General features: G+C 38.7%; 10 protein-coding genes. 3 read left to right on the forward strand and 7 right to left on the reverse strand.

Features of this window, described 5'->3' with window-relative positions:
- Positions 1 to 7: 7 nt before the first annotated feature.
- Positions 8 to 1,399, forward strand: a complete 1,392-nt coding sequence (locus DV415_RS02145; protein ID WP_118790708.1) for a DegQ family serine endoprotease — start codon at positions 8 to 10, stop codon at positions 1,397 to 1,399.
- 55 nt (positions 1,400 to 1,454) lie between these two features.
- Here the strand turns inward: DV415_RS02145 and mfd are convergent, their stop codons facing one another.
- The 7 genes from mfd to DV415_RS02175 all read right to left on the reverse strand — a co-directional run bounded on the left by mfd (position 1,455) and on the right by DV415_RS02175 (position 9,894).
- Entirely contained in the window at positions 1,455 to 4,895 is a 3,441-nt protein-coding gene (mfd, locus tag DV415_RS02150; protein ID WP_118794413.1) for a transcription-repair coupling factor, read from the reverse strand.
- A 102-nt stretch (positions 4,896 to 4,997) separates the two neighbouring features.
- Positions 4,998 to 5,171, reverse strand: a complete 174-nt coding sequence (locus DV415_RS10175; RefSeq protein ID WP_192877464.1) for a DUF5363 domain-containing protein — start codon at positions 5,169 to 5,171, stop codon at positions 4,998 to 5,000.
- On the reverse strand, positions 5,168 to 7,012 hold the full coding sequence (locus tag DV415_RS02155) for a tRNA(Met) cytidine acetyltransferase TmcA (protein ID WP_118790706.1): 1,845 nt from the start codon (positions 7,010 to 7,012) through the stop codon (positions 5,168 to 5,170). Before DV415_RS02155 ends, DV415_RS10175 begins: the two co-directional genes overlap by 4 nt.
- Positions 7,013 to 7,016: 4 nt before the next feature.
- The gene (locus tag DV415_RS02160) at positions 7,017 to 7,358 is read right to left on the reverse strand and encodes a SirB2 family protein (RefSeq protein ID WP_118781636.1); all 342 of its coding nucleotides are present in this window, start codon (positions 7,356 to 7,358) and stop codon (positions 7,017 to 7,019) included.
- A 61-nt stretch (positions 7,359 to 7,419) separates the two neighbouring features.
- Positions 7,420 to 9,090, reverse strand: a complete 1,671-nt coding sequence (ettA, locus tag DV415_RS02165; RefSeq protein WP_118790704.1) for an energy-dependent translational throttle protein EttA — start codon at positions 9,088 to 9,090, stop codon at positions 7,420 to 7,422.
- Positions 9,091 to 9,254: 164 nt separating this feature from the next.
- Positions 9,255 to 9,578, reverse strand: a complete 324-nt coding sequence (locus DV415_RS02170; protein WP_118790702.1) for a HigA family addiction module antitoxin — start codon at positions 9,576 to 9,578, stop codon at positions 9,255 to 9,257.
- A gap of 10 nt (positions 9,579 to 9,588) precedes the next feature.
- A complete protein-coding gene (locus DV415_RS02175; RefSeq protein WP_118781637.1) occupies positions 9,589 to 9,894 on the reverse strand; it encodes a type II toxin-antitoxin system RelE/ParE family toxin in 306 nt (101 codons plus the stop codon).
- Between the two features lie 324 nt (positions 9,895 to 10,218).
- On the opposite strand from DV415_RS02175, the gene zevA reads away from it, so the two are divergent.
- Both zevA and zevB read left to right on the forward strand, forming a co-directional pair.
- Positions 10,219 to 10,839, forward strand: a complete 621-nt coding sequence (gene zevA, locus DV415_RS02180) for a zinc transporter binding subunit ZevA (protein WP_118790701.1) — start codon at positions 10,219 to 10,221, stop codon at positions 10,837 to 10,839.
- Between the two features lie 2 nt (positions 10,840 to 10,841).
- Positions 10,842 to 11,816: a zinc transporter permease subunit ZevB gene (gene zevB / locus DV415_RS02185; RefSeq protein WP_118790699.1), complete on the forward strand. Its 975-nt coding sequence runs from the start codon at positions 10,842 to 10,844 to the stop codon at positions 11,814 to 11,816.
- Positions 11,817 to 11,905: the final 89 nt, after the last annotated feature.

The following is an 11,905-nucleotide window of genomic DNA, read 5'->3' on the forward strand; positions in this document are numbered from 1 at the left end:
GTATTTTATGAAAAAAACACGTTTTGTATTAAATAGTATTGCACTTGGATTAAGTGTATTAAGCACATCATTTGTTGCTCAAGCCACTTTGCCAAGTTTTATTTCGGAACAAAACAGTCTTGCACCAATGTTAGAAAAAGTTCAACCTGCGGTGGTGACGCTTTCCGTTGAAGGGAAAGCCAAAGTTGATTCACGTTCTCCTTTTCAAGACGATATTCCTGAAGAATTTAAATTCTTCTTTGGGGATCGTTTTGCCGAACAATTTGGTGGACGTAGTGAATCAAAGCGTAACTTCCGTGGTTTAGGTTCTGGTGTCATTATCAATGCAAGCAAAGGTTATGTTTTAACCAATAATCATGTTATTGATGGTGCCGATAAAATTACCGTGCAATTGCAAGATGGGCGTGAATTTAAAGCGAAATTAGTGGGGAAAGATGAACAATCAGATATTGCATTAGTACAGCTTGAAAAACCAAGTAATTTAACAGAAATCAAATTTGCTGATTCCGACAAATTACGTGTAGGCGATTTCACTGTTGCAATCGGTAATCCATTTGGTTTAGGTCAAACTGTGACATCAGGTATTGTTTCTGCATTAGGTCGTTCAACAGGTTCTGACAGTGGCACTTATGAAAACTATATTCAAACCGATGCAGCCGTAAACCGCGGTAATTCGGGTGGTGCATTAGTCAATCTAAATGGCGAACTTATTGGAATTAATACCGCAATTATTTCGCCAAGCGGTGGCAATGCAGGAATTGCCTTTGCGATTCCAAGTAATCAAGCAAGCAATTTAGTGCAACAAATTTTAGAATTTGGTCAAGTGCGTCGCGGATTGCTTGGTATTAAAGGTGGCGAACTCAATGCTGATTTAGCCAAAGCCTTTAATGTAAGCGCGCAACAAGGCGCATTTGTGAGTGAAGTATTACCTAAATCAGCCGCTGAAAAAGCTGGCATTAAAGCCGGGGATATTATCACGGCAATGAACGGTCAAAAAATCTCAAGTTTTGCTGAAATGCGTGCAAAAATTGCAACCACTGGTGCAGGCAAAGAGATTAGCTTAACTTACTTACGTGATGGCAAATCCCACGACGTTAAAGTGAAATTACAAGCAGATGATGGAAATCAACTTTCCTCTAAAACGGAATTGCCTGCATTAGATGGCGCGACATTGAAAAACTATGATGCAAAAGGCATCAAAGGGATTGAAATCACCAAAGTTCAACCGAACTCGCTTGCTGCGCAACGAGGTTTAAAAGCTGGCGATATTATTATTGGTATAAACCGTCAACTGGTTGAAAACACGGCTGAATTAAGTAAAGCGCTTGATGATGAACCATCGGCTGTAGCCTTAAATATTTTACGTGGAGACAACAATTTTTACTTATTAGTACAATAATTCTTCCACCAAAGATATAAACAAAAAGTCCGATCATGATGATCGGACTTCTTTTTTATGAAGCAATTGCTTTCAACAAATCTACCACAAATTCTAACCGCACTTTGTTATCAGATAGGTCTTTCATAAACTTAAATTTCAATGGACCATCAAATCGATACACAATAGGTTCTTTTTGAATTAATTGAATAAATTTATCTGGATTCACTTGTGCTTTTGGTGAAAACTCAATAAAACCGCCTTGCGTTCCTGCATCAATGCGCACAACTTTCAACGGTTCAACCAACAAACGTAACTCTGCAATTTGCAGTAGATTTTTTGTCGCATCTGGCAATAATCCGAATCTGTCAATCAACTCAACTTTTAACTCATCCAACTCTGATTTACTCTCTGCGGCGGCAATACGTTTATAAAAGGATAAACGCATATTCACATCACCTAAATAATCATCTGGCAATAAAGCAGGCACGCGCAATTCAATATCCGCTTGTTGTTGCGTCAATTCTTCTAATGATGGCTCACGCCCTTCTTTTAACGCTTTAACCGCTGCATCCAATAATTCCATATAAAGCGAAAAACCAATGCTTTCAATTTGTCCGCTTTGTTCGTTTCCAAGTAATTCGCCGGCACCACGAATCTCTAAATCGTGAGTTGCTAAAATAAAGCCAGCACCAAGGTTATCAAGATTTTCCAATGCATCTAGACGGAGTTCAGCATCTTTTGTCATCATTTTAGGTGGAGGCGTAAGTAAATAAGCATAAGCCTGATGATGTGAACGCCCTACTCGTCCACGTAATTGATGCAACTGAGCTAATCCAAAATGATCCGCGCGTTCAATAATAATGGTATTTGCCGTTGGCACATCAATACCCGTTTCGATAATGGTTGAACAAACTAAGACGTTATAACGCTGATGATAAAAATCACTCATCACACGTTCTAACTCACGTTCTCGCATTTGTCCATGCCCTACAATCACTCGTGCTTCAGGCACAAGTGCGGTGAGTTTTTCTGCTGTATTTTCAATGCTTGCAACATCATTGTGGAGATAATAAACCTGCCCGCCACGTAAGATTTCACGCAAAATCGCTTCTCGTACAACAAGATCGTCATTCTGGCGGACGAAGGTTTTAATACTTAATCGGCGCGCAGGTGGCGTAGAAATAATGGAAAGATCACGAATACCATTCATCGCCATATTAAGCGTACGCGGAATTGGTGTTGCTGTTAGGGTAAGAATATCAATATTTGCACGAAGCTGCTTGATTTTCTCTTTTTGCCCTACACCAAAACGGTGCTCTTCATCAATAATCAACAAGCCAAGATCATTAAATTTGACATCTGATTGAATTAATTTATGGGTACCAATTAGGATATCGACTTTTCCTTCTGCAAGATTTTCCAGAATTTGTTTTTGTTCTTTTGCAGTTTTAAAACGGGATAACACTTCTACGTTCACCGGCAAATTCGCAAAACGATCTTTAAAATTCTCATAGTGCTGTTGGGCTAATAGTGTGGTTGGCACTAGCACTGCTACTTGCTTATGATTCATCACAGCCAAAAAGGCAGCGCGCATTGCCACTTCAGTTTTACCAAAACCTACATCGCCGCAAACAAGGCGATCCATTGCTTTTGGTTGGCACATATCCGAAATCACCGCATTAATTGCCATTTCTTGATCGTAGGTTTCTTCAAAAGGAAAAGTTGCGGCAAATTGTTGAAATTCTTCACGATCATATTTAAAAGCAAAGCCTTTCTTCGCTTCACGTTGTGCATAAACATCTAATAATTCAGCCGCCACATCACGAATTTTCTCCGCTGCTTTTTGGCGCGATTTCGCCCAAGCCTCGTTACCCAGTTTATGTAATGGCGCACTTTCATCAGAACCACCAACATAACGGCTAATGAGATGTAATGAAGTAACGGGAACATAAAGTTTCGATTCATTTGCATAATTTAGTAGCAAATATTCTGCTTTAATGCCACCTGTATCTAAGGTGACCAAACCGCCATAACGCCCCACACCGTGATCAAGATGCACAACTGGTTGCCCTATTTTCAGTTCGGCAAGATTGCGCACAAGCGTGTCAGGATTAATCGTTTTACGTTTATCTCTAGAACGTTGTTGAACACGTTCGCCAAGCAAATTAGCTTCACCAATAATCGCAACAGGAAGCGATTGTTCAATAATAAAACCTTGTTCAAGAGAGCTGACTAACAAGCTAAATTTTTCATTTTCAGCCTGTTCCAAGGATTGAATTTGTTTTGGTTTAAGTTTTAACGCTGAAAGCAAATCAAGCAAAGTCTCTCGGCGACCTTCCGTCTCCACCGAAAACAGTACGTTTCCTTTAAAATGCTCAATAAATTGACGTAATTGTCCCAATGGTTCTTTTTGCTGGGATTGAATAGTCACTTCTGGTAAAGCGTCAACAGATAAATTTTTCTGGCGTACCGATGACCGCACTTTTTCCGCTTTAAATGTAATGCGTGGATAAGATTTCAATCGGCGATTGACTTCATCAACATTAAGCCATAATTTTTCAGGCGATAAAAGCGGACGCATGGGATCCACTTTACGTTGTTCATAACGCTGTTTGGCATCTTGATAAAAACGCTCGCCTTGCGTTTGATTGTTTTCCATATCCACAAACAGCGTTTGTTCTGGCAAATAATCAAACAACGTCGCCATTTCAGAAAAGAAAAGAGGCTGCCAATATTCAATGCCAGAAATCAAGGTACCTTTACTGATTTGCTGATAAATATGTTCGGGATCTCGACGAATTTCACCAAAAGTTTCACGAAATTGCGCACGGAAAAATTCAATCCCTTTGTCATCCGTTGGAAATTCGTGCGCTGGTAAAAGGTTAATTGAGTTAATTTCATCAAGAGTACGTTGCGTATCCACATCAAAAGTGCGAATCGAATCAATTTCATCATCAAAAAAATCAAGACGAAAAGGCACCGCACTTCCCATTGGGAAAAGATCCAACAAGGCTCCACGAACAGCGTATTCACCGTGTTCTAATACTTGCTCCACCGTGCGATAGCCCGCTGCTTCTAATTGTAAGCGCATTTTATCGATGACCAAGCGATCGCCTTTTTTAATCAGAAGCACATTGTGTTGTAAATATTGTGGCGGGCAAAGGCGTTGCATTAATGTCGAAATCGGCAATAAGAAAATGCCTTTTTTCGCATTTTGTAAATGGAAAAGCGCACTTAAACGAGAGGAAATAATTTCTTGATGGGGAGAAAAGGTATCGTAAGGTAAGGTTTCCCAATCAGGAAAAAGGCATACATTTTGGCTGCTTAATTCCGATAAAACACGTGATAAACGCACCGCACTTCGCGTATCTGGTGTCACCACTACGGTTAAATTTTGATTTTGCTCTGCAATTTCACTAATCGCCAATGCATCAGCGCCTAGTAATACATTGCCTAAAATTTTGTGATCATTGGGTTGGGTTGGAATATCAGGTTGGAAAAAAGCCGTTTTCATAAATATAAATAATGCGCCAATCTTGTATAAAAATTGGCGCATAGTGTACTGGAATTTGAATTATCTTTCAATAAATTTACTGTTTAAAAAAACAGTTAATATTTATTTCTTTAAAAGAGATTCCTCTTTCTTCAAATTACCATTTTCATCTTCTGTTGCTGACATAGGCACGCAGCTACAATTAGGTTGATCTAATCCCCACTCTTTAATGAAATTATCATATTTTTCAAGTGCGCGTTTAAACCAGCCTTTTGATTTTGCGGTTTGTTCTGTCATAAAGTTCCTCGCTCTAAATATTGTTTAATTTCTAAACGCAAACATTCTACGCCTTTTTTCTTGTTAATGAGAAGTTGTTTTTTTGTTAAATAAGCGGAAATTAATGGGAAATTTTCTTTGCCTGCTAATTTTAATAAACGCCTCATCGCAGGAACGCTCGAAAATAAAGTGCGGTGAAAATTAGCGAAGTTTTTTAAGCTCATCCAATCGAATTCATCAAGCTGCCAATCAAGCTGATTTTGCTCAAAATTTATGGCGAACGGATGAAAAGATAAAGGGATATCACGCTGAAATTGTTTGTGCGCAGTATCAACTAAAGCCAAGCCTTCTTTGGAAATACCTTTAAGGGCAATCGCTGAATAACAACCACTACTCGCTTCTTGGTGTTCACCTAAATGCACCAAAACAAAACCGCACTTTTGCCAAAATTTGGCCAGTTCGTCAGTGTAGCCAAAACTCACTGAAAGAAAATCAACTTCTGAATTTTCCATAAATTTCATTAGATTTTGACCAATACCCTTTCTTTGCCAATTTGGTTGAACCGCGATACGAGAAATGCGTAAAGATAGTAATTTACAGGCTTGAGGTAAGTTTTCATAGAAACATAACGCTTGTGGAACAAGATTCCCTTTCGGACGGCGTTTGCCTTGTTGAATTTGAATAATCAACTCATCATCTGCCATATTTCCTTCTTCTAATGCCCAAATTGCACCGAGCAAATTCTGTTGATATTCGGCAAAATAAAAACGTTGATGTTCCCCATCAAGTAAACGACGAAGGTCAAGTGGCGACGTTCGATAATGTGCCAATGTCATTAAGCCATAAAACTCTACAATATGCTGTGGTTTTTGCACTTCTCGAATTTGATAAGGGAGATGAGGCTGAAAAGGAAATCGCTGAAACTCATCTTCGGCATTTAGCAACAAAAGATCATCAATAAAATGTTCTAACGGATCATTTTCTTGCCAACGTAGGGGCTGTTTAAGCTCAAAATGCTGAAAAGTGCGGTGGATTTTCCGTTTAAATTTTAATTCGAAACCACGCCCCGTTCCTTCGTAGCTATGAATTGTAGTACTGAAGACAATATGTTGAAAATATTGAGAATATTCTTGCAATAAGGGCAATGGGATCATCGCTGCTTCATCTACGAGCAACCAAGCAGATTGACTAAATTCTGGTTCATTTTGTAACCTAATAGACAGTTCATCGGGGGCGATAAATTCTATCTCTCGTTCTGAAAATTCAATAACCGAATGTACCGCACTTTTATTTGGTGCGGTGAGGTAAACGGGCGCTTGAATTTGGTTAGCAAGCATCCCCAATAAGGCGGATTTTCCTCTTCCGCGCTTAGCGGTTAGAAAATAAATATCCTGCTCGGCCTGTAAAATAGTCTCGATAATTTGTTGTTGAGCTAACGTGGCATTTTTGTGATGCTCGTTAGAATAAAAAACTGCAGAAAATTCAAGCGCACTTTTATCTCTTAAAATAGGGAAATGATAGCGTTCAATGCACTGTTTGAAATGATCAATAAAATTAGGCGTGGAAATTGCTGACTGATTTCCATTCCAACGTAAACTATCTTGATCAGGCTGCTGAGATAAATTTTCCCAATCAGACAACACTAAACAAAGCGTGCCGCCCATTTTCAGTGTTCCAGCTGCAATAGCTAGTGCTTCAAGATGAATGCCATTTCGCGCATCAAATAAAATATGTTCAAATTCTTGTCCAAGCAAATTCGTTGCTTTAGAAAAAGCAATGCCGCTTTCACCGATAATTAATACGTTATCAGGCACAAGTGGCAAAGTTTTGCAGATTAAAATTTGAAGATGGCGAGATGGCATCGTGTTATTTCAAATAAGCAATTAACATCGCACCAATAAAACTTACGCAAGCAAGCCAAAAGAAAATGCTTTTAGGTTGAGAAACTTTTTTACTGAAAAATTTTGCAGCAAACACAATATACAAAATCAGTAATGCGAATTTCGCTATCAACCACCATTCAATATCAAAAGCAAAGAGATATAAAATGACGACACCAGAAACAATCAACAAGGTATCTGATAAGTGCGGTAAAATTTTTAATAATTTTATCGAACGCCAGTTTTTGCCAGTAAGCTGCATTGCGCCACGAATCACCAACAAGGCAAAACTTAAAAAGGCGAAAAAAATATGTAAATAAACTAGCATAATCACTCCCAAAAAAGCAAGAAAAGTGCGGTCAACATCAACCGCACTTTCTCAATATAAATTACTTCGCAATACGTTTATATTTAATACGATGTGGCTGAGTCGCTGCATCGCCTAAGGTTTTCTTTTTCCACTCTTCGTAGTCAGAGAAGTTACCTTCATAGAACGTAACTTTACCTTCATCACCATAATCTAAAATATGCGTCGCGATACGGTCTAAGAACCAACGGTCATGGGAAATCACCATTGCACAGCCTGGGAATTCTAAAATCGCATTTTCTAAGGCACGCAAGGTTTCAACGTCTAAATCATTGGTCGGTTCGTCCAATAACAATACGTTGCCACCGCGTTGTAAAAGTTTAGCTAAATGTAAACGACCACGTTCACCACCGGATAATTCACCCACGCGTTTTTGTTGATCTACGCCTTTGAAGTTGAAACGGCCCACATAGGCACGGCTTGGAATTTCAAAGTTACCAATCGTCAGAATATCTTGTCCGTTAGACACTTCTTCCCATACGGTTTTCTTATCATCCATTGAGTCACGGAACTGATCTACCGAAGCAAGCACAACGGTTTCGCCCATTGTCACAGATCCTGAATCTGGTTGTTCTTGACCTGATAACATGCGGAATAAAGTTGATTTACCCGCACCATTTGCCCCGATAATCCCAACGATTGCCCCTTTTGGAATACTGAAGGATAAATCATCAATTAAAGTGCGGTCGCCATAAGATTTGGTTAAGTTTTGCACTTCGATCACTTTATCACCTAAACGTGGACCAGGTGGAATAAAGAGTTCGTTAGTCTCGTTTCGTTTTTGATATTCGCCAGAGTTCAATTCATCAAAGCGCGCCATACGTGCTTTGCTTTTCGCTTGGCGACCTTTAGGATTTTGACGAACCCATTCTAACTCTTTCGCAATAGATTTTTGGCGGGCATTTTCAGCCGCTTGTTCTTGCTCTAAGCGTTTCTCTTTTTGTTCTAACCAAGAAGAATAGTTACCTTCCCAAGGAATACCCTCACCGCGGTCAAGCTCTAAGATCCAACCGGCTACGTTATCTAAGAAGTAACGGTCGTGGGTAATTGCCACAACAGTGCCTTCATAATCATGTAAAAATCGCTCTAACCATGCCACAGATTCCGCATCTAAGTGGTTAGTTGGTTCGTCTAATAAGAGCATGTCTGGTTTTTCGAGTAATAAGCGGCAAAGTGCCACCCGGCGACGCTCACCACCAGATAAATGTTCGATTTTGGCATCCCAATCAGGTAAACGTAATGCATCTGCCGCACGCTCTAATTGGTTATCTAAATTATGCCCATCATGCGCCTGAATGATGGCTTCAAGGTTCGCTTGTTCTGCCGCTAATTTATCAAAATCCACATCTGGATCCGCATAAAGCGCATACACTTCATCTAAACGAGTCAGTGCATTTTTCACTTCTGAAACCGCTTCTTCCACAGCTTCACGCACGGTTTGTTGCGGTTCTAATTTTGGTTCTTGCGGAAGATAACCGATTTTAATTCCTGGCTGTGGACGAGCCTCCCCTTCAAATTCTTTATCTACGCCCGCCATGATGCGTAAAAGGGTTGATTTACCCGCACCATTTAAGCCTAGAACCCCGATTTTTGCACCAGGGAAGAAGCTTAAAGAAATATCTTTCAAAATATGACGCTTCGGTGGCACCACTTTGCCGACACGGTGCATCGTATATACAAATTGCGTTGACATTAATTATTCCTCATTAAAAATGACGCCCTATTTTACTGGAAAATAGGGCGAAAATATAGAAAACAAGCGGTAGGATTTTACAAAAGTTTCGCGGAAATTGACCGCTTGTAAATATTCAGGGGTAAAGCAGCTCCCTAAATTAAATAGACACTTTAGGACTTAAATTACATTGCAAATGTAGAAGTACCATGCCGATGTAGAGCAGGCTTAACATTTGCAAGACTTTGTTGAAAACGTTTATTGCGTTCAAGGTCCCACAAATCAATACGTGTTTGCAGATTAAGCCAAAACTCAGGCGTAGTATCAAATGCTTTAGCAAGTTTAACTGCCATTTCTAGCGTAATTCGTGAACTATTATTAACAATATTGCTTGCCGTATTACGATGTACATCTAAAATTTGAGCTAAATCATTAATTTTAAGACTTAAAGGTTCTAAAAACTCTTCTTGTAGAATTTCACCAACAGAAGTGGGTTTTCTCGTCATCATATTATCTTCCTTATAAATTATAAGAATGTGGATCTAAATATAAATTATTTACTTCGTTATTCTCATATTTAAAAATTAGGCGATATTGTTTATTTACTCGAATGGAATAAATTTTATTTTCTTTTGGCTCAAGCAACTCTAAGTGATTAACCGGCGGAGAACGTAAATCATTGATGTTTTCTGCAGCACTTATCATATCCAATTTTCTTGCCAATACTTTAGATAAATTAGAAGGAATCTTACTATGAGCATCACCATATTGATAAAACCTATAAAGATAATCATCTCTAAAATGCTCACGCTTTAAATTAAACATCTATTATTCTCTTGGTTATACTCGAGCTGATCATAATAAGAATAAATGCACAATGCAAGAGTGCATCTTTCGACTTAGATAAAAAAAACCACCCGAAACGGGTGGCAGGAAAGTAGTTTAGCTATATTTATGATTATTTTATTTAGGAACTTTATGAATATCAAGCAATCACTTGACGGGAGCTATGTTACTGAATATTGAAAGGCAAGGGAAATGCTATTGAGAGTTTTTTTGATTTACATCAACATTTTTGACAGAAAAATTGTTTTTTGCGTGTAGAATAAACAACTTCAAATTCTAGTGTTCAAAATAATAGGATTTTTTGTGAAAACGTATTCATTATTACTCGCTCTATTCATTAGTTGTGGAGTTTTAGCTCACCCTCATGCATTTATAGATATGCAAACCACGCCTATCATAGAAAATAATCAACTCACTGGCTTTTCAATGAAATGGACGCTGGATGAGCCAAGTTCGTCCGCGGTTATTTATGATATGAAACAGGCTAGAACTAAAGCGGAGAAACAAAAACTTCTTGATGATGTAATGGGAAATATCGTCAGTGAACATTATTTCAGCTATCTATATGATGCTCAGAATAATAAAATCAAATATTCCCCTCATCCAAAAAATTACGGCATTAACATTCAAGGTTTACAACTGCAATATTATTTTGATGTGCCACTCGCCCATCCGCAAAAGTTAGAAAAAAACACTTTTAGCTTACAAACTTACGATCCTACTTATTATGTGGCGATGACTTACGCCTCAAAAAGTGCGGTAGATTTTTCCGCACTTCCGAAAAATTGCCAAGGAAAATTAATTGAACCTAATGTAGATGGAAAAATCCAAGCCTACGCATCTTCACTTGATAAATCCCAAAAGAACGAAGATGATTCATTAGGCGTGATGTTCGCGCAAAAAATAATAATTCAATGTGAGTAGAAATGAAAAAATATAAAACAGGGCTCGTGTTATTAGTGGTTTCGCTCGCCTTACTTGGCTATTTTTCCCCTTGGTTTTTCTTACATATTGCTGCATGGCAAAAAGAGTTTAATCAACTTATTTCGGAAAATTTACATCAAATTCAAAATAATAGTATCAAGGCAGGCATCACGCTTATTTTTGCCAGCTTTGTTTACGGCGTACTCCATGCCCTCGGGCCAGGACACGGCAAATTTATTATTGCCAGCTATCTTTCCACTCATGAAAGCCAATTAAAGCAAAGCACTATCTTGAGTTTACTTTCTTCCTTAATACAAGGCATTGTCGCAATTACAGCAACCACATTGCTCGTTGTGGTACTTAATCTATCATCACGTTATTTCAAATTAAGCCAGCTTTGGTTAGAACGATCTGCCTTGCTATTATTGGTATTTCTGGGCTGTTATTGGATTTGGCAAGGCTTACGTGCCTATCGTAAAAAAGCTAAATTAGCTATTAAATCCCTAAATCCCCTACCCCTACACGAAAAAAGTGCGGTGAAAAATAACCGCACTTTTCAACCAAACGCTTGTAGCTGTGGACACCAACATTTGCCAAGCCCGACGCGAACTGCACAAGCAACCAATCTAAAATCACAATTCCTCGTGATTCTAACAATTGGCATGCGCCCATGTAGCGGTGCAATTTTCGTTTTATTTTTAGCTTATATGCTTGATCTTTATGGCTGGGGAATTTTAGCTGTATTGGCCATGTCTTTCGGCACAGGACTTATGCTGTCAGCCTTCGCGGGAATTGTACGTTATGCGCGAAATACCGCAATCCACTTAGGGCGTTGGTATAGTTCAAAAAATACGAAAGGAAAAAGCGAAAGCATCGTGAAACTAATCGCAGGTGGAATAATGCTATTTTTTGCCTTGAGTTTGTTGTATGGAACGCTAAACCCAGTAAATGGAGGCTCTATTTTATTTGGAAATTAGTGAGCTATCAAAACGATTTTATTATCGAGAGATAATAGGTTGCATTGATATTTTATTAAATTATAAAACAACGGTCAGATATAAGTTTC

This window comes from Haemophilus haemolyticus (genome assembly GCF_003490595.1).
Taxonomy (GTDB): domain Bacteria; phylum Pseudomonadota; class Gammaproteobacteria; order Enterobacterales; family Pasteurellaceae; genus Haemophilus; species Haemophilus haemolyticus_L.

Bases quoted from the DNA above. Each gene is read 5' to 3' on its own strand.
- DV415_RS02145 (WP_118790708.1), top strand. From the start codon at position 8: ATGAAAAAAACACGTTTTGTATTAAATAGTATTGCACTTGGATTAAGT.
- mfd (WP_118794413.1), bottom strand. From the start codon at position 4,895: ATGAAAACGGCTTTTTTCCAACCTGATATTCCAACCCAACCCAATGAT.
- DV415_RS10175 (WP_192877464.1), bottom strand. From the start codon at position 5,171: ATGACAGAACAAACCGCAAAATCAAAAGGCTGGTTTAAACGCGCACTT.
- DV415_RS02155 (WP_118790706.1), bottom strand. From the start codon at position 7,012: ATGCCATCTCGCCATCTTCAAATTTTAATCTGCAAAACTTTGCCACTT.
- DV415_RS02160 (WP_118781636.1), bottom strand. From the start codon at position 7,358: ATGCTAGTTTATTTACATATTTTTTTCGCCTTTTTAAGTTTTGCCTTG.
- ettA (WP_118790704.1), bottom strand. From the start codon at position 9,090: ATGTCAACGCAATTTGTATATACGATGCACCGTGTCGGCAAAGTGGTG.
- DV415_RS02170 (WP_118790702.1), bottom strand. From the start codon at position 9,578: ATGATGACGAGAAAACCCACTTCTGTTGGTGAAATTCTACAAGAAGAG.
- DV415_RS02175 (WP_118781637.1), bottom strand. From the start codon at position 9,894: ATGTTTAATTTAAAGCGTGAGCATTTTAGAGATGATTATCTTTATAGG.
- zevB (WP_118790699.1), top strand. From the start codon at position 10,842: ATGAAAAAATATAAAACAGGGCTCGTGTTATTAGTGGTTTCGCTCGCC.